The sequence below is a fragment of the Pseudomonas sp. TE6283 genome, from assembly GCF_054060555.1.
Window position 1 is genome coordinate 95,257 of sequence record NZ_JBSSDH010000008.1, and the last position, 22,175, is coordinate 117,431.

General features: G+C 66.1%; 7 protein-coding genes. All 7 read right to left on the reverse strand.

What is annotated here, in order from left to right; translation table 11 throughout:
* Positions 1-599 precede the first annotated feature (599 nt).
* Positions 600-15,806, reverse strand: coding sequence for an autotransporter-associated beta strand repeat-containing protein (locus ACVWZ5_RS13335; RefSeq protein WP_457340691.1), 15,207 nt, complete (start codon positions 15,804-15,806; stop codon positions 600-602).
* A gap of 447 nt (positions 15,807-16,253) precedes the next feature.
* Positions 16,254-16,637 (reverse strand): YkgJ family cysteine cluster protein, encoded by a 384-nt coding sequence (locus ACVWZ5_RS13340; RefSeq protein ID WP_028689796.1) that lies wholly within the window; start codon positions 16,635-16,637, stop codon positions 16,254-16,256.
* A 193-nt stretch (positions 16,638-16,830) separates the two neighbouring features.
* The gene (gene alaC, locus ACVWZ5_RS13345; protein ID WP_028689797.1) at positions 16,831-18,039 is read right to left on the reverse strand and encodes an alanine transaminase; all 1,209 of its coding nucleotides are present in this window, start codon (positions 18,037-18,039) and stop codon (positions 16,831-16,833) included.
* Between the two features lie 256 nt (positions 18,040-18,295).
* A complete protein-coding gene (gene cyoE, locus ACVWZ5_RS13350; protein ID WP_028689798.1) occupies positions 18,296-19,183 on the reverse strand; it encodes a heme o synthase in 888 nt (295 codons plus the stop codon).
* An 11-nt stretch (positions 19,184-19,194) separates the two neighbouring features.
* Entirely contained in the window at positions 19,195-19,527 is a 333-nt protein-coding gene (cyoD, locus tag ACVWZ5_RS13355) for a cytochrome o ubiquinol oxidase subunit IV (RefSeq protein WP_028689799.1), read from the reverse strand.
* Complete coding sequence (gene cyoC, locus ACVWZ5_RS13360) at positions 19,527-20,150, reverse strand: cytochrome o ubiquinol oxidase subunit III (RefSeq protein ID WP_028689800.1); 624 nt, start codon at positions 20,148-20,150, stop codon at positions 19,527-19,529. The genes cyoD and cyoC overlap by 1 nt, the downstream gene beginning before the upstream one ends.
* A gap of 3 nt (positions 20,151-20,153) precedes the next feature.
* Positions 20,154-22,175, reverse strand: coding sequence for a cytochrome o ubiquinol oxidase subunit I (cyoB, locus tag ACVWZ5_RS13365; protein WP_028689801.1), 2,022 nt, complete (start codon positions 22,173-22,175; stop codon positions 20,154-20,156).

The window sequence follows — 22,175 nt, forward strand, 5'->3', positions numbered from 1 at the left end:
TAGGGTGGCAGTCGTACGCATGGTGAGAAGCCCGTGTGTAACCATGAATCCACGGTCAGGCCAAAGCCTGCACGCGCACGACCGCCATTGACGGAATCGACATGGTTCACACAACGGGCTTCTCACACCCGGTCGCCAAAATGTGACGACCCCGTGACGGTACCCCTGATGTATTTCCCGGCCAATTCAGAGCCTTCCGGCAGGCGCGTAGGATAGGTCCGAAGCGCTGGCTGGCTGAAGGATTTGGTTTCAAATTCGGAAATGTCTTACGGGGTTTGGGGCGAGGTTTTGATCGCGTCATGGCCACCAGGTGCTTGGCGATGGCCTTGCAGCGCCTGCAAGATCGAGCGCCGCCCGCGCGGCGCATCGCGACGCAAGGCCGCTCCCACATCTGTTTCGGGCCAGTCAGTCCTGTGCCATTACCTGGTCCGCCTTGTTGGTCCGACGCAACTTCAGCATGGGTACCACTGCCGCCCCGCACGACTTGAGGCGTGCACCAAGGCGGGCGCCGCCTCATTCACAGGAAAAATTGGCCCGAAATAGATGTGGGAGCGGCCTTGTGTCGCGAAAGGGCTGCAAAGCAGCCCCGGCGATCTACCTCAGAACCCCATGCTGAAGCTCACCACCACACCATGGTCGCGGTTCTCGCTCGACAGCTGTCCGGAATACCCGACCCCCAGCTTGCCGCTCGCGCCCACCGACAGGTCCAACCCGGCCTCGACCACCGCCGCGTCCTTGGCGATCGGCACGCCCTCGGTGCTGAACCCGGCGCCGCCACCGACGAAGCGCAGATCGGCATCAGGCTTGTCGTCACCGAAGGCATGGCGCCAGCCCACCGACAGCCGCGGCGTAACGGTGCTGCCATTATCGAGCAGAATGCGCTTGCCGGCCCGCACGCCCAGTGTGGAGAAGGTCACGTCCTGGTCGACCTTGCCTTCCAGCCGCCCTGCCCCGCCCTTCTCGTGGGCGGTGTCGCTGTCGTAGTTGACGTAGGCCAGCCCGGCGAACGGCTCCAGAGCGATACCGCCGGCATCGATGGCGTAGCCCACCTCGCCGAACACCTGGGCGCTACGCGCCTTGTACTTGGCCTTGAGGCGGTCGTCGTAGCTGCCCACGGTGACATCACGCTTGGTGTCGATGTCGTGCCAGCTGTAGGCCACGCCCATGCGGGCGGCGAAGGCGTCCAGCTGGTAGCCGAGGTAGGTGGTCAGGTGGTAGCTGTCCACCGTGGCGTCGGAGCGGCGACGGTGCGCATCGATGCTCGAGCGGGTGTAGCCGGCGGCGGCGCCGACTTTCCACTGGTCATCCAGGGCACGGTCGACGCCAAGCATGAAGCCCGACAGGTCACGGTCGACGCTGGCATGGCTGCTGCTGCCGTCGTAGGTGCCCCAGCCGCCGATGGCGCGGATCCAGCCCACGGCCTGGCCCTGGCAGCCTTCGCTGGTCAGTTGCTGGTTGGCGGTCGGCGCCAAGGTGCGACGCGGATCGTCCTGGTTGCTGCAGTCAGCCTGGCGCAGGCGGTCGTTGACCGCGTCGCGGACGTAGCGCGAATCCTCGATCAGCACGGTCGCGGTGCTGGCGTGGATCTCGCCGGACAGGCTGTCGAATGCCGCCTGGGCAGCCTGGCGGTCAAGCGGCAGCACGTTGTTGACCAGCTCGGCCGGGGCCCCGGCACTGCTGAGGGCGGTGGCCACGCCACGCTGGTTGCCGGTGGCGGCGACATCGGCGAAGGAGGTGCCGTTGCGGCTGACCGACAAGGTCACCTGGTTGGCGCCATAGTTCAGCGAGCTGTTGAGGAACGCCGAGTTTGCCAGGTTGGTGGTGGCGAAGGTGCCGGTGACACCGCCCGCCGCGCTGACCACGGTGTACTGGCCGTTGCCGCTGGCGAGGTTGGCCACCATCAGGCTGCCGCCGAGGTTGGCCGTGCCGCCCACGTTCAAGTAGTTCACCGGCGAGGTGGCAAGGTCGATTACCAGGGTGCCGGTGGCGCCGTTGGTGAAGTTCCCCGAAACGTTCAGGTTGCCGGCCGGCCCCGGCAGCACGGTACCGTTGTTGGTCAGCCCGGCGACGGTGCCGTTGCCGGTCAGCGCGGCGCCGTTGGCTACCGTGACCTGGGCGCCGAGGGTGCTGCCCGGGTGGGCGGCATCGCCCACCTGGAGCAGGCCCTGGTTGACGTTGAAGGCGCCGCTGAACGGCTGGTTACCGGTCAGCAGCAGGGTGCCACCGCCCTGCTTGGTGGTGGTGCCGGTTCCGCTTAGGGTGCCGTTGAAGGTGCCATTGCTACCTTGGGCAAACACCAGGTTGGCATTGTTGAGGATGTTGCCCTGCAGGCTGGTGGTGTTGCCGACCAGGGTACCTCCGCTGACGGTAGTGCCGCCGCTGTAGGTGTTGGCGCCTGAGAGGATCAAGGTGCCGGCGTCGAGTTTCTCAATACCGCCGGTGCCGACCAGCGGCGCGCTGATGGTGGCCGTGGCGCCGGCGTTGACACGCACCGACGCCAGGCTGCCGTCGGTATCGTTGACCGGGGTCAGGCTGCCGCCGGCTCCCGGGACCACCTGGTAACCACTGCTGAGGAACTGCAGCCCGTCGAACGACTGGTTGCCGACCACGGTGACAGTGCCCGGCGTACCGCCGAAGACCGCGTAGCCGCCGCTCCAGCCTTCGCTGGAAGTCCCGCCGGCATTGGTCCAGCCAGTGTTCGAGCCCCAGGTGCCGCTGCCGCCGCCGATGCTGCCGTCGGGATTGGTCTTGCCGCCATTCCAGAATTGCAGCTCCTCGCCGTAGTTCTGCACCACCAGGTTGATCTGGTTGGCGATGGCGGTCTGCAGGCTGAGGTCGCCCAGGACCACGCTGCCCGGAATGGCGCCGAACACCAGGCCGTTGTCGGTGAGCGTGCCGCCGTAGCTGAACAGTTGGTAGACACCGGTGCCGAAACCGCCGGCATCGGTGATGTTCAGCATGCCGTCGAGCACCAGGTTGCCGTTGACCCTGACCACGGTGGTGGAGGCGGCCGGAGCGCCGAGGCTGAAGTCCAGGGCGCTGCCCGACGCCAGGTCGAGGCTGCCGACGGTCAGCGGCGTGGCGCTCTGGCCAGCAGCCAGGGTGGCGCCGTTGGCGATCTGCACGGCACCGCCGTAGGTGCCGCTGCCGCCCAGGCGGGCGCCGGTGGCGACCTGCACGCTGGTGCTGTCGAGACGGCCGTTGACCAGCAAGGTGCCGGCGTTGACGCTGGTGGCGCCGGTGAAGGTGTTGACCCCGGTCAGCAGCAGCTCGCCAGTGCCGTTCTTGGCCAGGGTGCCGTTGCCGCTGAGGTTGCCGGTGTAGCTGCCGTTGGCGTTCTGCGCGAAGGTCAGGGCTCCGTTGTTGAGGATCGCGCCTTGCAGGCTGGTGCTGTTGCCCACTACGCCGCCGGCATTGATCTGGGTGCCGCCGCTGTAGGTGTTGGCCCCGTTCAGGGTCAGCAGGCCGGCACCGTTCTTGATCAGCCCGCCTGTGCCGCTGACTACGCCATTGAGTGTCAGGTCATTGCTGCCGGCGATGGCCAGGGCACCGTTGAGCACGGTGGTATTGGCCAGGGTGACGGCGGTGTTGCTGTCCAGCGTGGTGCCGCCCGCGGCCGTCAGGGTGCCACTGCCCAGCGCGCTGTTGTTGCCCAGCACCAAGGTGCCGCCGTTGAGGGCGGTGCCGCCGCTGTAGCCGTTGGCGGCGTTGAGCACCAGGGTGCCGCCGTCTTGCTTGGCGACGCTGCCGGTGCCGTTGAGGGCGACGTTGAGGGTGGCGGTGACGCCGTTGTCGACACGCAGGTTGGTGGTGCCATTGCCCAGCAACTCACCGGCGGTACCGGCGTTGAGCACATAGCCATCGGTGACGAACTGCAGGCCGGTGATGCTGTGGCTGCCGTTCACGGTGACGGTGCCGGGAGCGCCCTGGAACACCGCGAAGGTGTCGTTCCAGGTGCTGTTCAACACGCCGTTGACGTCGGTCCAGTTGGTGTTGATGGCGTCCCAGGTGCCGCTGCCACCGTCGATCTGGCCGTTGGCGACGCTCTGGCTGCCGTCCCAGAACAGTACGTTGCTGGCACCGCCGACCACCAGGTTGACCTGGTTGGCCACGGCGGTCTGCACGGTCAGGTCGGTGATCGGTACCGGCGTGGTGCCGAAGCTCATGCCGTTGTTGGTGAGGCTGCCGCCGTAGGCGAACAACCGGTAGACCCCGGCGCCGAAGCCGCCGATGTCGGTGACGTTGAGGGTGCCGCCCAGGGTCAGGTTGTTGGCGACGTTGACCAGCGGGCTGCCGCCGCCCGAGGGCGTGCCCAGTGAAGCGTTGAAGTTGGCGCCGCTGTCGAGCACCAGGTTGCCGGCGTTCAGCGTGCTGCCACTGGTGGCCGCGAGATTGCCGCCGTTGGCCACCGTCACCGCCCCGCCGAGGCTGCCGGCACCGCTGAGGCTGGCGCCGCTGGCCACGTTGACCGCGCCGCTGGCCAGGGAGCCGTCCACTTTCAGACCGCCTGCCTGGACGTTGGTGGTGCCGGTATGGCTGTTGGCGCTGTTCAGCGCCAGGGTGGCGCTGCCGAGCTTGTTCAAGGTACCGGTGCCGCTGATATTGCCGCCGAACACGCCGCCTTCGACCGTCAGGCTGTTGCCGGCGGCGATCTGGATCGCGCCGGTGCCGCCGATGTCGCCAAGGCTGGTGTTGCCGTCGAGGTTGAGGCTGGCGCCGGTGCTGACGTTCAACTGGCTCTGGGTACCCAGGGCAGTGGTGCCGAGGGTGCTCAGGCTGCCAGAGAGGATGTTGAGGATGCCGCTGAAGGTGTTGTTGCCCGACAGGGTCAGGTCGGCCAGGCCGCTCTTGTTCAGCTCGCCCGCGCCGCTGAGCACGCCGGCCAGGTGCAGGTCGTTGGTGCCAAGCACGTTGAGCACACCGCTGACATTGACCGGGTTGGCCAGGGTGACGGCGCTGGCGCTGTCGAGGTTGGCGTTACCGGTTACCTCCAGGCCACCAGTGCCCAGCGCCGCGTTGTTGCCGACCACCAGCGTACCGGCCTGCAACTCGGTGCCACCGCTGTAGGTGTTGGCCCCCATCAGCGCGAAGCGGGCCAGGCCAGCCTTGAGCAGGCGGCCGGTGCCGCCGACGGTGCCGCCCAGGGTCAGGTCGTTGCTGCCCAGCACGGTGAGGTCGCCCATGGTGGTGACGTTGTTGGCCAGGGTGACCGCCTGGCTGCTGTCCAGGCTGGTGCCAGGTGCGGTGGTCAGGGTGCCGGTGCCGAGCGCGGTGTTGGAGCCCAGCACCAGGGTGCCGCCATTGAGCGCGGTATTGCCGGCATAGGTGTTGTTGCCGGCCAGCGCCAGCCGCGCGCTGCCGGCCTTGACCAGGCCACCGGCGCCGCCGATGTTGCCGTTGAGGGCCAGGTCATTGCTACCGGCGATGTTCAGCGGGCCGGCCAGGGTGATGGCATTGCCCAGCGCTACCGAGGCGTTGCTGTCGAGGGTGGTGCCCGCCGTGGTGTCGAGCGCGCCGCCGCCCAGGGCCGTGTTGCTGCCGACAATCAAGGTACCGCCACTGAGCAGGGTGCCGCCGCTGTAGCTGTTGCTGCCATTGAGCACCAGGGTGCCGCTGTCGAGCTTGTTGAGCTTGCCGACGCCGGTCAGGCCGACATCGAGGGTTGCCGTGGCACCTGGATCGACCCGCACGCTGGTGTCGCCACTCGTGCCATTGATCAGGTCGAGCGCACCGCCGGTGCCGGCCAGCAAACGGTAGCCATCGGTGACGAATTGCAGGCCATTGACGGTCTGGCTGCCATCGACGGTGACGTCGCCCGCCGTGCCCTGGAACACCGCGAAGGTGCTGCCCCAGGTGGTGTTGAGCACGCCGTTGAGGTCGGTCCAGTTGGTGTTGCCGGCGTTCCACACGCCAGTGCCGCCATCGACTTGGCCGTTGGCCACGCTCTGGCTGCCGTCCCAGAACTGGATGTTCAGGCCGGCAGCGCTGACCAGCAGGTTGACCTGGTTGGCCAGTGCGGTCTGCAGGGTCACGTCGCCCAGGCCCACACCCAGCGGCAGAGTGCCGAAGTCCAGGCCGTTGTCGGTCAAGGCGCCGGTGTAGTCGAAGATGCGGTACACACCGTTGCCGAAGCCGCCGATGCTGCTGACATTGAGGGTACCGTCGAGGGTCAGGTTGCCGCCGACGTTGAACAGCGCGGTACCGCCAGTGGACGGTGAAGCCAGGCCGACATCGACGATCGAGCCATTGTCGAGCACCAGGCTGCCGAGGCCCAGGGTGGCACCGCTCTGCCCGGCCAGGTGGCCGCCGTTGCTGATCACCACCGTGGCGTTGGCGGTGCCGCTACCCGCCAGGGTGGCGCCACTGGCAACGGTCAGCAGGTTGCTGCCCAATGTGCCGTCGACTTTCAAGGTGCCGGCGTTGACCAGGGTGTTGTCGGCCAGGTTGCTGGTGCCGGCCAGGGTCAGGGTGCCACTGCCGACCTTGGTCAGGCCGCCCAGGCCGTTGAGGCCGCCGGCAAAGGTGCTGCTGAGGTTGTTGCCGCCCAGGCTCAGGACGCTGCCGATGCCGACATCGACCTGGCCGCTGCCGGTCAGGCTGCCGAGGCTGGCGTTGCCGTTGAGGTTGAGCTGGCCGCTGGCGCCGACGTTGAGGGTGTCGACGTTGGCCAGCACACCGCTGCCGAGGGTGGTGAGGGAGCCGGCCTGGATGTCGACGTTGCCGGTGAAGGTCTTGACGCCGACCAGGGTCAGGTCGTCGACACCGGTCTTGACCAGGTTGCCGCTGCCGCCGAGGTCGCCGCTGAGGATCAGCGCGTTGGCGGCTTCAACGGTCAGGTTGGCGCCGTTGCTCAGGGCAATGGTGTTGCCCAGGGCCATGGGCGCGCTGTTGGCCAGGGTGGCATCGGCGGTGACCGACAGGGTGCCGGTACCCAACGCACCACTGTTGCCTACCGTCAGGCGCCCGGCGTTGAGCTGGGTGCCGCCCTGGAAGCCGTTGTTGCCATTGAGGGTCAGGTTGCCGCTGCCGATCTTGGTCAGGCCGGCGGTGCCGTTGATCACGCCGTTGAGGGTCAGGTCGTTGCCGCCATCGACGGTCAGGCCGGCGTTGAGGGTGACGTTGTTGGCCAGGATGGTACTGGCGCCGCTGCTCAGGGTCGAGGCCCCGGCGACGGTCAGGGCGCCCTGCCCCAGCGCGTTGTCGTTGCCGACCACCAACCGGCCGGCATTGAGGGTGGTGCCGCCCAGGTAGTTGTTGGCGCCGTTGAGGGTAAGGGTCGCGGCGCCCGACTTGTTCAGGCCGCCGACGCCATCCACCACGCCGTTGAGGGTCAGGTCGACGCTGCCCGGCAGGTTGAGGGTACCGCCCAGATGCACATTGTTGGCCAGGGTGACGCCCGCGCCGCTGGCATCGAGGCTGGTGTTGGCGCCGGTGCTGAGGTCACCGCTGCCCAGCCCGGTGTCGCTGCCGACCACCAGGGTGCCGGCGTTGAGGGTGGTGCCGCCGCTGTAGGTGTTGTTGCCGTTGAGGGTGAGGGTGGCCGCGCCATTCTTGACCAGGCCGTTGTTGCCGGAGACCACGCCGTTGAGGGTCAGCGCCTGGCTGCCGCCAAGGGTCAGGTTGCCACCGGCGAGGTTGATGGCGTTCACCAGCGCCAGCGCCTGGCTGGCATCGAGGCTGGCGGCGCCGTTGACGGTCAGTGCTCCGCTGCCCAGGGCGCCGGCATTGCCCAGCAGCAGGCTGCCGGCCTGCAGCGAGGTGCCGCCGGCGTAGGTGTTGCTGCCATTGAGCACCAGTTGCCCGGCACCCAGTTTGTTCAACGCCCCGGCACCGCTGATGACGCCATCGAGGGTCAGGGTCTGGGTGTTGTTGATACCGAGGGTGGTGCCGGCACCAAGGCCAATGGCGTTGGCCACCTGCAGTACGCCGTTGGTGGCCAGGGTGCTGTTGCCGGTCACCGCCAGGTTGCCCGTGCCCAGGGCGGCGTTGTTGCCCAGGGTCAGGGTGCCGCCGCCAAGGGTGGTGGTGCCCTGGTAGGTGTTGGCGGCGCCGAGGGTCAGGTTGCCGCTGCCGGTCTTGCTCAGGCCGCCGGTGCCGCTGATCACGCCATTGAGGGCCAGGTTGTTGTTGCCGGTCAGGTTCAGGGTGCTGTTGAGCGTCACCTGATTGGCCAGGGTCAGGGCGCCGGTGGTGGCCAGGTTGCTGTCGCCACCGACAGTCAGGGTGCCAGTGCCCAGCGCCTGGTTGTTGCCCAGGGTAAGCGTGCCGGCATTGAGGGTCACGCCGCCGATCAGGGTGTTGGCGCCACTGAGGGTAAGGTTGCTGGCACCGTTCTTGATCAGGCTACCGGCACCGGTGACCAGCCCGCCCAGCCCCAGGTCGTTGCTGCCGGTGATGGTGAGGTCGCCGCCCAGGTTGACGGTGTTGCCGATGTTGATCGCCGCAGCGCTGTCCAGCGTGGTGCCGGCCGCCGCGTTGAGCTGGCCAAGGCCGAGGGCGCTGGCGCTACCGAGCACCAGGGTACCGGCATTGAGGTTGGTGTTGCCCAGGTTGCCATTGGTGCCGTTCAGGGTCAGGGTGCCGCTGCCGGTCTTGGTCAGGCCGCCGACGCCGTTGACGTTGCCGCCCAGGGTCAGGTTCTGCGCCCCGGCGATGGTCAGGTTGCCGGCCAGGTTGAGCTGGTTGGCCAGGTTGACGTTGGCATTGCTGCTCAGGGTGGTGCCACCGACTGCGTTCAGCGCACCGGTGCCCAGCGCGGTGTTGCTGCCTACCACGAGGGTGCCGCCGTTCAGGCTGGTGCTGCCCTGCTGGCTGTTGCTGCCGTTGAGGGTGAGCGTGCCGGAACCTGTCTTGACCAGGCCCCCGGTGCCACTGAGCGCTCCGTTGAAGCTGAGGTCGTTTGTTCCCGGCAGCGTGAGGTTGGCATTCAGGGCGACGGTATTGCCCAGTGCCAGGTTACCGGAGGTGTCCAGGCTGGCGGCGCCGGTGACGGTCAGGCCGCCAGTACCCAACGCCTGGGCGTTGCCGAGGGTCAGGGTACCGGCACCCAGGCTGGTGCCGCCACTGTAGGTGTTGGCGTTACCCAGGGTCAGGTTGGCGCCGCCGGCCTTGACCAGGCTGCCAAGGCCGGAGACCACGCCGGACAGCCCCAGGTCGGCGGAGCCCGCGACGGTCAGGACACCGCTGAGATTGAAGGCGTTGCCAAGGGTCACGGCGGTGTTGCTGTCCAGGGTGGTGCCGTTGGCGGTACTGACAGAACCGCTACCCAAAGCGGTGTTGTTGCCGACCACGATCGTGCCGCCGTTGAGCAGGGTGCCGCCGGTGTAGCTGTTGGCGCCATTGAGCACCAAGGTGCCGCTGTCGAGCTTGGCCAGTTGGCCGCTGCCCGAGAGGCCAACGTTGAGGGTCGCGGTGACGCCAGGGTCGACACGCACGGCGAAGGCGCCATTGCTGCCGTTGACCAGATCCAGCCCACCGGCGCCGATCAGTCGGTAGCCGTTGGTGACGAACTGCAGGCCAGTGGCGGCCTGGGTGCCGACCACGGTGACATCCCCTGCAGTGCCCTGGAACACCGCGAAGTCGCTGGCCCAGCTGCCGTTGAGCACACCGTTGACATCGGTCCAGTTGGTGTTGCTGCCATTCCAGGTGCCGGTGCCGCCGTCGATCACGCCATTGGGCACGCTTTGGCCGCCATCCCAGAACTGCACGGTGCCGGAGGCGCCGCCGACCAGCAGGTTGACCTGGCTACCGATCGAGGTCTGCACCTGCAGGTCGCCAGGCAGCATGGCGCCTGGCACGTTGCCGACCAGCAGGCCGTTGTCGACCAGCGCGCCGGTGTAGTCGAACAGCCGGTAGATACCGGTGCCGAAACCGCCGACGTCGGTGACGTTGAGGGTGCCGTCCAGCGTCAGGTTGCCGTTGACGTTGACCAGCGCGGTACCGCCAGTGGCCGGCGAGCCCAGGCCGAAGTCGAGGATCGAGCCACTGTGCAGGGTCAGCGCGCCGGTACTGAGGGTCGCACCGCTGTTGGCCAGCAGGTGCGCGCCGTTGGCGATGTCGACCGCCCCCAGCAAGCTGCCGGTGCCGCCGAGGCTGGCACCACTGTTGACCTGCACGCCGGGGCTGGCCAGCGAGCCGGTGACATTGAGCAGGCCGGCATTGACCGTGGTGTTGCCACCTAGCACGTTGACCCCGGACAGCTCGAAGCTGCCAGTGCCGGTCTTGACCAACCCACCGCTGCCGGCCAATGCACCGCTGAACACGCTGTTGAGGTTGTTGCCGCCCAGGGTCAGGTTGCCGCCGCCAGCGATGTTCACCGTACCGGCACCGCTCAGGCCACCGATGGTGGCGCTGGCGCCGAGGTTGAGGCTGGTGCCGGCACCGACACTGACCGCCGAGGTATTGCCCAGGGCCGTGGTACCGACCGTGGTGATGCTGCCGCCGAGCAGGTCGATGGCACCGCTGAAGGTGTTGTTGCCGGTCAGCGTCAGGTCGGACACACCGTTCTTGATCAAGCCGCCGGTGCCTGCGAGCACGCCGCCGAGGGTCAGGTTGTTGCTGCCGCCGAGGGTCAGGTTGGCGCCGAGGTTGACATCGTTGCCCAGGGTCATCGCCACGCTGTTGACCAGGGTCGCGGCCCCCCCGACGTTCAGCGCGCCGATCCCCAGCGCCGCGGCATTGGCCAGGGTCAGGGTGCCGGCGTTGAGGTTGAGCCCCCCGCTGAAGGTGTTGGCCCCCGACAAGGTCAGGTTGGTGCTGCCGTTCTTGGTCAGCGCGCCAGTGCCGCTGATCACGCCAGCGAGGGTGGTGGTATTGCTGCCCGGCAAGGTTAGGGTGGCGCCGGTGGCGAGGTTGATGGCGTTGCCCAGGTTGAGCGCGGCGCTGCCCTCGAGGCTGGCATTGCCGCCCACGCTCAGGGCGCCGCTGCCGATGGCGTTGTTGTTGCCCAGGGTCAGCAGCCCGGCATTGAGGGTGGTGCCGCCGCTGTAGGTGTTGTTGCCGTTGAGGGTCAGCCCGGCGCTGCCATTCTTGACCAGCGCGCCACTGCCGCTGATCAGGCCACCGAGGGTGGTGGCATTGCTGCCCAGCACGCTCAGGGTGTTGCTGCCCAGGCTGATGCCGTTGGTCACCGCCACGGCGGTGCTGGCGTCGAGGTTGGCGTTGCCGCCCAGGGTCAGGGCGCCGATCCCCAGCGCGGTGTTGCTGCCCAGGGTGAGCGTGCCGGCATTGAGCTGGGTGCCGTTGGTGTAGAGGTTGTTGCCACTCAGGGTCAGGTTGGCGTTGCCGTTCTTGACCAGCGAACCGATGCCGCTGACCACGCCGCTCAGGCCCAGGTCGGCGCTGCCGTCGATGGTCAGGGGGCCGGCGATGGTGACGTCGTTGGCCAGGCTGACCGCGGTGCTGGCATCCAGGTGGGTGCCGGCCAGGGTGTTGAGGGTGCCGGTGCCCAGCGCGGTATTGCTGCCGACCACCAGGGTACCGGCGTTCAGACGGGTGATGCCGCTGTTGCTGTTGTTGCCGGTCAGGGTCAGGCGGGTGGCGCCGTTCTTGGTGATGCCGCCGGCGCCGGCGATGGTGCCGCTCAGGGTCAGGTCGTTGCTGCCGGGCAGGATGAAGTTGCCGGCCAGGTTCAGCGCGTTGCCGATGTTCAGGCCGGCGACGCTGGTGTCCAGGGTGGTGTTGTTGGCGGCATTCAGCGCGCCAGTGCCCAGGGCGGTGTTGCTGCCGAGTACCAGGGTGCCGGCGTTGAGCGCGGTGGCGCCGCTGTGGGTGTTGTTGCCGCTCAGGGTCAGGGTGGCGCTGCCGCTCTTGACCAGGCCGCCGGTGCCACTGAGGTTGCCGGCCAGGGTGAGGTTGCTGGTGGTGGGCAGCGACAGGTCGGCTGCGAGGTTGATGGCGTTGTTCAGGGTCATGGCCGTGGCGTTGGCCAGGGTGGCGGCGCCGCCGACGTTCAGCGCGCCGGTTCCCAGCGCGGCGGCGCTGGCCAGGGTCAAGGTCCCGGCATTGAGGTTGAGACCACCGCTGAAGGTGTTGGCGCCTGACAGGGTCAGGTTGGTGCTGCCGTTCTTGGTCAGTGCGCCAGTGCCACTGATCACGCCGCCGAGGGTGGTGGCATTGCTGCCTGCCAGGGTCAGGGTATTGCCGGCGAGGTTGATGGCGTTGCCTAGGTTGAGGGTGCCGCTGCTGTCGAGGCTGGCGTTGCCACCCAGGGTCAAGCCGCCGGTGCCCAGGGCGTTGTTGTTGCCCAGGGTCAGCAACCCACCGTTGAGGGTGGTGCCGCCGCTGTAGGTGTTGTTGCCGTTGAGGGTCAGGGCGGCGCTGCCGCTCTTGACCAGCGCGCCGGTACCGCTGATCTGCCCGGTCAGGGTGGTGGCGTTGCTGCCCAGCACGGTCAGGGTGTTGGCGCCGAGGCTGATGGTGTTGGTGGCCGCGACAGCGCTGCTGGTGTCGAGGTTGGCGTTGCCACCCAGGGTCAGGCTACCGATGCCCAATGCCGTGTTGCTGCCCAGGACCAGCGTACCGGCGTTGAGCTGGGTGCCGTTGGTGAAGACGTTGTTGCCGCTCAGGGTCAGGCTGGCGTTGCCGTTCTTGACCAGCGAGCCGATGCCGCTGAGCACGCCGCTCAAGCCCAGGTTGGCGGTGCCGTCGATGGTCAGGGGGCCGGCGATGATGGCGTCGTTGGCCAGGCTCACGGCCGTGCTGGCGTCCAGGTGGGCGCCGGCGGCGGTGTTGAGGGTTCCGCTGCCCAGCGCGGTGTTGTTGCCGACCACCAGGGTGCCGGCGTTGAGGAAGGTGGAGCCGCTGTTGGTGTTGGCACCGGTCAGGGTCAAGGTGGTGTTGCCGCCCTTGGTGATGCCGCCGGCGCCGGCAATGACGCCGCTCAGGGTCAGGTCGTTGCTGCCGGGCAGGTTCAGGTTGCCGGCCAGGTTGAGGGCGTTACCGATGTTCAGCCCGGCGACACTGGTATCCAGGGTGGTGTTGGCTGCGGCATTGAGCGCGCCGGTGCCCAGCGCGGTGTTGCTGCCGAGCACCAGGGTGCCGGCGTTCAGCGCCGTGGCGCCGTTCTGGGTGTTGTTGCCACTCAGGGTCAGGCTGGCGCTGCCGTTCTTGATCAGGCCGCCGCTGCCGCCGAGGTTGCCGGCCAGCGTGAGATTGTTGGCGCCGGCGAGGGTCAGGTCGGCGCCGAGATTGACGCCATTGTTCAGGGTCATCGCTGCCGTGTTGGTCAGGGTCGAGGCCCCACCGACGGTCAAGCCGCCCGTGCCCAGGGCCGCCGCGGTGGCCAGGGTCAGGGTACCGGCATTGAGGGTCAGCCCGCCGCTGAAGGTGTTGGCGCCACCCAGGGTCAGGTTGCTGCTGCCATTCTTGACCAGCGCCCCGGTGCCGCTGATCACGCCACCCAGGGTGGTGGCACTCGTGCCCGGCAGAGTGAGTGTGTTGCCACCCAGGTTGATGGCGTTGCCCAGGTTGACCGCCACGCCCGCATCGAGGTTGGCATTGCCGCCCAGGGACAGCGCGCCGGTGCCCAGGGCATTGTTGTTGCCCACGGTCAGCACGCCACCATTGAGGGTGGTGCCGCCGCTGAAGGTATTGCTGCCGTTGAGGGTCAGGCCGGCGCTGCCGTTCTTGACCAGCGCGCCGGTACCGCTGATGACACCACCCAGGGTCGTGGCACTGGTGCCCAGCAGGTTGAGGGTGTTGGCGCCGAGGTTGACCGCGTTGCCCAGGTTGACCGCGGTACCGGCGTCGAGACTGACGTTGCCGCCCAGGGTCAGCGCACCGCTGCCCAGCGCATTGCTGTGCCCGACGGTGAGCTTGCCGGTGTTGAGCGTCAGGCCGCCGCTGAAGGTGTTGTTGCCATTGAGGGTCAGGTCGCCGGCGCCATTCTTGACCAGCGCGCCAGTCCCGCTGATGACACCGCCCAGGGTGGTGGCGCTGGTGCCCAGCAGGTCAAGGGTGTTGGCCCCCAGGTTGATCGCATTGCCCAGGCTGACCGCGCTGCTGGCGTCCAGGCTGGCATTGCCGCCCAGGGCCAGGCTGCTGGTGCCCAGCGCCGCGCTGTTGCCGACGGTGAGCTTGCCACCGCCCAGGGTGGTGGTGCCGCTGTAGGTGTTGACGCCGTTGAGAGTGAGGTCGGCGGTGCCATTCTTGGTCAGGCTGCCGCTGCCGCCAATCACGCCGTTGAGCGTCAAGGCGTTATTGCCCGGCAAGGTCAGGGTACTGCTGCCCAGATTGATGGCATTGCCAAGGACCATGGTCGCCGTGGTGTCCAGGGTGCCGTTGCCGCTCAGTGCCAACGCGCCGCTGCCCAGGGCGCTGGCGTTGCCGAGAGTGAGGGTACCGCTGCCCAAGGTCGTGCCGCCGCTGTAGGTGTTGACGCCGTTCAGCGTCAAGCCACCGCTGCCGCTCTTGACCAGTGAACCAGTGCCGCTGAGCACGCCACCCAGGGTCAGGGCGTTGCTACCAGGCAGGGTCAGCGCCGCGTTCAGCGCCACGGCGGTGTTCAACACCAGCGGCACGCTGCCCTGCAGGCTGCTGGCGCCGCTGACCGTAAGGCCGCCACTGCCCAGCGCCGCGGCACTGGTCAGGTTGAGACCGCCGGCCGCCAGGGTGGTACCGCCGCTGTAGGTGTTGGTGGCGCCGAGGGTGAGCAGCCCCGTACCGGTCTTGGTCAGGCCGCCGACACCCGAGACCACGCCATTGAGGGCCATGTCGGTGGCGCCGCCGACGTTCAGGCCGGCGTTGAGGGTGAAGTTGTTGGCCAGGCTCAGGCCACCGACGGTGCCCGCCAGCCCGCCGCCGTTGACAGTGATGGCGCCACTGCCGAAGGCACTGGCGTTGTCGAAGTTGAGCTGGCCACCGTTGAGGGTGGTCTGGGTGGTGCCGTTGAGCACCTGGCCGATCAGGCTCCAGGTGCCGGCGTCGACAATCAGGCGGCTGAAGTTGATGTAGTTGGTGGCGTTGATCGTACCGCTGCCACTGGTCCCACTGCCGCCACCAATGGCGTTTTGCAGTGCCAGGGTGTTGGTGCCACCGGCGCCACCGTCGATCTTGCCGGCCGCGGCAAAGGCAAGGTTCGGGTTGCTGGTGACCAGCAAGGCCACGCTGACGCCAAGCCCTGCCCCGACGCTGGAGCCGGTGATGGCGTTGAAGCGGTTGGTGCTGTTGGCCCCCATCGACAGGCTGCCGGTCAGGGTCCCGGCGTTGGTGAAGGTGTTGCCCGCCGCGGAAGCCTCGAACGCGGCACGGCCAAGGATGGTGCCGGTGTTGGTGAAGTTCACCGTGCTGCCGCCGGTCACGGCGATGACCGGCGTGTCCTCGCTCACCAGCGTGAGGCTGGCCAGCGCCGAGGAGCCGATACTGCCGGCGTTGCTGATGGTGGTGGTGCCGCCGGCGCCGTTGCGCGCGTCCAGCGCCATGCCGGTGAGGTTCAGCAGGTTGGCGCCGAGCAAGGCGCCGGTGCCCTTGATCACGCCCGTGGCGTTGTTGTTGATGTTGAGGATGCTGCCGGTGCCGGTGTTGCCGATCAGCACGGCGGAGGACTGGATGCTCAGCAGCCCGAGCAACGTCGGGTCGATGGTGCCGGAGTTGTTCAGGGTGTTGTTGTTGCCGGCCAGCGACAGCGAGGTGCCGCCCACGCCCAGCAAGGTGCCCAGGCTCGCGCCCGGGTTGACGTTGACAGTGAGGCCACTGCCGCCATTGGTATAGCTGGGCGCCAGCGGGTTGGCCGCGCCGCTGCAGGTGATCGTGGAACCGGCCGCGCTGCAGACGGCCAGCGCCTGTTCGCTGGACAGACCAAATGCCATCGCACCGACAGCCAGGCTGACAGCCAGCGACAGTTGCGAGAAACGGGCGGGTGAACGGGGGGCGGCACGTCTGTCCACGGAGAGCTCCTTCGTGGATCAGGCACTTCAGTCCTTGAATGCGTGCACAGCAGGGCAGTAAAGAGCAGTGGAACACGCGACGGCCGAAACGCCTGATCTATGGCTACGAATATCCTTTGAGGAATGTGTAGCCGCTCAGGCGCGGGCGGTACGGCGCAGGGGACGGTCAAATGGTGTTAATACTTTGTCGAGGCGGCACGTGTTTCGCGGGTTTCAGCCACCCGAGCATTGGATCCAACCGACGAGCGGTAATGGCGGAGGCCAAAATGTGCGGCGGTGTGTGAAAGCAAGCCTACCCGCGATAAGGCCATACGGCCATCACGGGGCAATTCCCATCGGCGTACCGTCGCTCGGAAGGCAGGTCGTCTTTCAGGCGACCTCCGCTCCCTCTTCCGGCCAATGCGGCTCATTGGCGCCCGGTGGTGTCAGCGGTGGCAGACCATAGGCCGCCCGTGCGTCGTCACAGCTGGGGTTGTGCACACCGTTTTCCCACGAGGCCTCGAACTCGCGGCAGGGGCTGGAGCGGTTCTCATAAATGGAGCACGCCACTTGCGTGCCGATCTCGCCGCCCAGGCTGACGCAGCGGCAAGGCTTGGCGTCGGTGCCGATCATGGCGACCCGGGTCGGATTGATCTGCACCACCAGATCGTCGGGCACCACGCCACCGGCGGACTGGCATTCACCCCAGAAGAAAGACACACGAAAGTAGCCGCAGCAGGCGCCGCAGGTCAGGCAAGGGTTCTGATCGGACATGATGGCCAGGGAAGGAGGTTGTTGTTATCGGGGCGAGCGCCCGCGGCGCTATTTGTAATCCAGGCGCGAACGGCTGAGAAGAGGGGGCACGCAAAAAAAGATCGCCGCTGATCGGCGCAAACGCATCGCGGGGCAAGCCCGCTCCCACTGAATGGCGTGGGAGCGGGCTTGCCCCGCGATCAGGCTGAACTACTTACTTGCGGGTCACCCCATCGGCCCGGAACATCTGGCGAATGCCGCGAATGGCCTGGCGAATCCGGTCCTGGTTCTCGATCAGGGCAAAGCGCACATGATCGTCGCCGTAGTCACCGAAGCCGATCCCCGGCGACACGCAGACCTTGGCCTCGGCCAGCAGTTTCTTGGCGAACTCCAGCGACCCCAGGTGCGCATAGGCCTCGGGGATCTTGGCCCAGACATACATCGAGGCCTTGGGGTTCTCGACCATCCAGCCCATCTCGTGCAGGCCCTTGACCAGCAGGTTGCGGCGCTGACGGTACTGCTCGGCGATATCGCGCACGCACTGCTGGTCGCCTTCCAGGGCGGCGATGGCGGCCACCTGCAGCGGGGTGAAGGTGCCGTAGTCGTGGTAGCTCTTGATCCGCGCCAGGGCACTGACCAGCTCGGGGTTGCCGACCATGAAGCCGATCCGCCAGCCCGCCATGTTGTAGCTCTTGGACAGGGTGAAGAACTCCACGGCGATGTCCTTGGCGCCCGGCACCTGCATGATCGACGGCGCCTTCCATCCGTCGTAGACGATGTCGGCGTAGGCCAGGTCGTGCACCACCAACACATCGTACTGCTTGGCCAGGGCCACCACGCGCTCGAAGAAGTCCAGCTCGACGCACTGGGCGGTGGGGTTGGACGGAAAGCCCAGGATCATCATCTTCGGCTTGGGGATCGACTCGCGGATCGCCCGCTCCAGCTCGTTGAAAAAATCCACCCCCGGCACCAGCGGCACGGAGCGCACCTGGGCGCCGGCGATCACCGCGCCGTAGATGTGGATCGGGTAGCTGGGGTTGGGCACCAGCACCGTATCGCCATGGTCGAGGGTGCCGAGCATCAGGTGCGCCAGGCCCTCTTTCGAGCCGATGGTGACGATGGCCTCGCTTTCAGGGTCAATGGCGACGTCGTAGCGTTCCTTGTACCAGTTGGAAATGGCCCGGCGCAGGCGCGGGATGCCACGGGAGGTGGAATAGCCGTGGGTGTCCTCGCGCTGGGCGACCTGCACCAGCTTCTCGACGATGTGCGGCGGCGTGGCGCCATCGGGGTTGCCCATGCTCAGGTCAATGATGTCCTCGCCACGGCGGCGGGCGGCCATCTTGAGCTCGGCGGTGATGTTGAAGACGTACGGGGGGAGACGATCGATGCGCGCGAAGCGGCGCGGCGAACCTGGGTTGGCCATGTGTTCCTCTGCAGACGTAAGCGCCCGGAACCGTCCGAGCGACGCTGGCCGCTGCGGCGGCCTGAAGCAGAAGATAGTGCCGAAACACAGTTAATGCAAAAGATAATTTCCTGTTTTGTTTGATTTTTTCAGACTATTTTTTTGAAAATTTGAGATTTATGTTTCCAGCACTGGCCCTTCGCGGGCAAACACAGGAAAAAAGACATAAAAAAACCCCGGCACATGGCCGGGGTTCTTGGTGTAACAGGCTGCTGTATCAGCGCGCGTAGGTCATCAGCACATCAGCCGCGGTCTGGCTGTCCACGCCCATCATCACGCTCAGGGCGGTAACGGTGAGGATGGAGAAGCCAAACACCTTGCGAGCCCACTTGCTGTCGTCCTCGGCCTTGTAGCCGCCCCAGGCCATGTACAGCCAGTACAGGCCCATGGCCGCCGCCACGGCGAGGTAACCCAGGCCGGCGTAGCCGCCGAGGGTCAGCATCAGGGTGGCGAGCACGAAGGCCAGCACATACAGCACGATCTGCTTCTTCGCCGCGAGGATACCGCGTGCCACCGGCAGGACCGGAATGTTGGCGGCGCTGTAGTCCTTGAAACGGAAGATGGCGATGGCAAAGCTGTGCGGCATCTGCCACAGGCTGAACATTACCAGCAGGGTCACCGCGGCCAGGTCGAAGCTGTTGCTCACGGCGCAGTAGCCGATCACCGGAGGCATGGCACCGGACAGGCTGCCGACCAAGGTGCCGTGCACCGATTTGCGCTTCAGCCACAGGCTGTAGAAACCGACGTACACAACGAAACCAACCAGGGCGCAGAACGCCGCCAGCGGGTTGGCTTGCACATACAGCAGGCTGAAACCCGCCACCCCGAGCAGGGTGGCGTAGATCAGCGCCAGGGGCAGCGACATGCCGCCCTGGACCATGACGCGGTTCTTGGTACGTTCCATCTTGTGGTCGATGTCACGGTCGATGCAGTTGTTGAACACGCATCCGGATGCGACCACCAGGGAAGTACCGATCACCACCGCCAGGAACAGGGCGAAATCCACATGCCCCTTAGCGGCAAGGAAGAAACCGCCTGCCACGGAAAGCACGTTACCGAAAATGATCCCCGGTTTGGTGATTTGGATAAAGTGCTTCACGGACATGCAGTCTTACCTCACTTGGCCAACATTTCGAAGTGGATGCTGAACATGATCCACAGCGACAGGCCGACCAGCAGAGCGATCACCAGGGTAGTGAACAGGAACGTCGACACGTTGGAACGCTGCTCTTTCGAGCGGTCCATGTGCAGGAAGTACACCAGGTGCACAACCACCTGGATGACGGCCATGGCCACCACGATCAGGACGGTCAGGTTCTTCGGCAGGCTCGGGAACATCACCAGGCCGAACGGAATCGCGGTCAGGATGATCGAGAGGACGAAGCCGATCATGTACGACTTCACGCTACCGTGGTTACCCTCGTGATGAGTGTCGTGTGCGCTAGCCATTACAGAACTCCCAGCAGGTAGACGACGGTGAACACGCAGATCCAGACCACATCCAGGAAGTGCCAGAACAGGCTCAGGCAGCTCATGCGAGTCTTGGCGGTCGGCGTGATGCCGTGCTTGTTGATCTGATACATCATGATCGCCATCCAGATCAGGCCAGCGGTCACGTGCAGACCGTGGGTGCCCACCAGGGCGAAGAAGCCCGACAGGAAGCCGCTGCGCTGCGGGCCGAAACCTTCGGCGATCAGGTGATGGAATTCATAGATTTCCATCGCGATGAAGCCTGCACCGAACAGGAAGGTCACGGCCAACCAGCCCAGTACGCCGGCCTTCTTGCCGTCGAACATCTTCAGCATGGCGAAGCCGAAGGTGATCGAGGACAGCAGCAGGAACGCGGTTTCAACCAGCACGAAGTCGAGCTGGAAGATGTCGTGGCCCGACGGGCCGCCGGCAAAACTGCCGGACAGCACCGCGTAGGTGGCGAAGAGCGACGCAAACAGGATGCAGTCGGTCATCAGGTACAGCCAGAAACCGAGGACGGTCATCTGGCCCGAGTCGTGGTGGTGGTCATCGTGCGCATGGTCATGACCATGCGCGCCACCGTGGATTACTTGACTGGACATTGATTACACCCGTTCAAACGATTCGACACGTGCGCCGCCGGCAGGCAGTGCACCAGCGTTGGCCAGCGCTTTCATGCGCTCGCCTTCGATGCGCGCCACTTCTTCGGCCGGCACCATGTAGCCCTGGTCGTCACGCGCGGCGTGGCGAACGAAGACGGCGATGGTCGCAACCAGGCTCGCACCCACCAGCCACCAGATGTGCCAGATGAAGGCGAAGCCGAACACGGTCAGGAACAGACCCATGAACAGACCGGTGGAAGTGTTGCTCGGCATGTGGATCGCTTCGTACTTGGCCGGAGCTTTGTACGCGGCACCGGCTTGCTTGGCTTCGTGCCAGGCGTCCAGGCCAACATGCTCAGGCATGTGAGCGAAGTTGTAGAACGGAGGTGGCGACGAAGTCGACCACTCCAGGGTACGGCCGCCCCATGGGTCGCCAGTGACGTCCATGTTGTCCTTGCGGTCGCGAACCGAGACGTAGATCTGGATCAGCTGGCAAGCGATACCGAACAGGATCAGCACGGCGCCGACCACGGCCACGTACAGGTAGGGTTCCCACAGCGGGTTGTCGGAGTGGTTCAGACGACGGGTCATGCCCATGAAGCCCAGGGCGTACAGCGGCATGAACGCTACGTAGAAGCCGGAGATCCAGAACCAGAAGGCAGCCTTGCCCCACTTCTCGTTCAGGGTGAAACCGAAGGCTTTCGGGAACCAGAAGGCGAAGCCGGCGATGTAGCCGAATACCGCGCCACCGATGATCACGTTGTGGAAGTGGGCGATCACGAACAGGCTGTTGTGCAGAACGAAGTCGGCACCTGGAACAGCCAGCAGAACGCCGGTCATGCCACCGATGGAGAAGGTGACCATGAAGCCCAGGGTCCACATGATCGGCGCGGTGAAGCGCAGACGGCCCTGGTAGATGGTGAACAGCCAGTTGAACAGCTTCACACCGGTCGGAATGGAGATCAGCATCGTCGCCAGGCCGAAGAAGGTGTTGACGCTGGCGCCGGCACCCATGGTGAAGAAGTGGTGCAGCCAGACCGCAAAGCCCAGGATGGCGATCGCGCCCGAAGCGTAGATCATCGAGTGGTGACCGAACAGGCGCTTGCCTGCGAAGGTCGAGGTGACTTCCGAGAACACGCCGAAGGCCGGCAGGATCAGGATGTAGACCTCAGGGTGACCCCACGCCCAGAACAGGTTGACGTACATCATCGGGTTCCCACCAAGCTCGTTGGTGAAGATGTGGAAGTCCAGATAACGGTCAACGGTCAGCAGGGCGAGTGCGGCGGTCAGGATCGGGAAGGAAGCGACGATCAGCACGTTGGCCCAGGTGCAGGTCCAGGTGAAGATCGGCATGTCCATCAGCTTCATGCCAGGGGCGCGCATCTTCATCACGGTGACGAGGAAGTTCACGCCTGTCAGTGTCGTACCCAAGCCTGAGAGCTGTAGCGCCCAGATGTAGTAGTCGACACCCACCCCAGGGCTGTACTGGATACCCGCGAGCGGCGGATAGGCAACCCAGCCGGTCTTGGCGAATTCACCAACGCCCAGCGAGATGTTGACCAGCAGCACGCCTGCCAGCAGCAGGTAGAAGCTCAGGGAGTTCAGGAACGGGAAGGCAACGTCACGCGCACCGATCTGCAGCGGAACCGCGAGGTTCATCAGGCCGGTGAAGAACGGCATCGCCATGAAGATGATCATGATCACACCGTGGGCGGTGAAGATCTGGTCATAGTGTTCAGGCGGCAGGTAGCCTTCCGAGCCACCGGTGGCGGCGGCCAGCTGGGTACGCATCATGATGGCGTCGGCGAAGCCGCGCAGCAGCATGACCATAGCGACGATGATGTACATCACGCCGATTTTCTTGTGGTCGACCGTGGTCAGCCACTCGGTCCACAAGTAGGTCCACTTGCGGAAATAGGTGATGGCACCAACGACAGCGATACCACCGAGCGCGATCATGGCAAGCGTCACCATGACTATCGGCTCGTGATACGGTATCGCCTCCAGAGTTAATTTACCGAACAT

Coding starts and splice junctions, on each gene's coding strand:
- ACVWZ5_RS13335 (WP_457340691.1), bottom strand. CDS start 15,806: ATGGCATTTGGTCTGTCCAGCGAACAGGCGCTGGCCGTCTGCAGCGCG.
- ACVWZ5_RS13340 (WP_028689796.1), bottom strand. CDS start 16,637: ATGTCCGATCAGAACCCTTGCCTGACCTGCGGCGCCTGCTGCGGCTAC.
- alaC (WP_028689797.1), bottom strand. CDS start 18,039: ATGGCCAACCCAGGTTCGCCGCGCCGCTTCGCGCGCATCGATCGTCTC.
- cyoE (WP_028689798.1), bottom strand. CDS start 19,183: ATGTCCGTGAAGCACTTTATCCAAATCACCAAACCGGGGATCATTTTC.
- cyoD (WP_028689799.1), bottom strand. CDS start 19,527: ATGGCTAGCGCACACGACACTCATCACGAGGGTAACCACGGTAGCGTG.
- cyoC (WP_028689800.1), bottom strand. CDS start 20,150: ATGTCCAGTCAAGTAATCCACGGTGGCGCGCATGGTCATGACCATGCG.
- cyoB (WP_028689801.1), bottom strand. CDS start 22,175: ATGTTCGGTAAATTAACTCTGGAGGCGATACCGTATCACGAGCCGATA.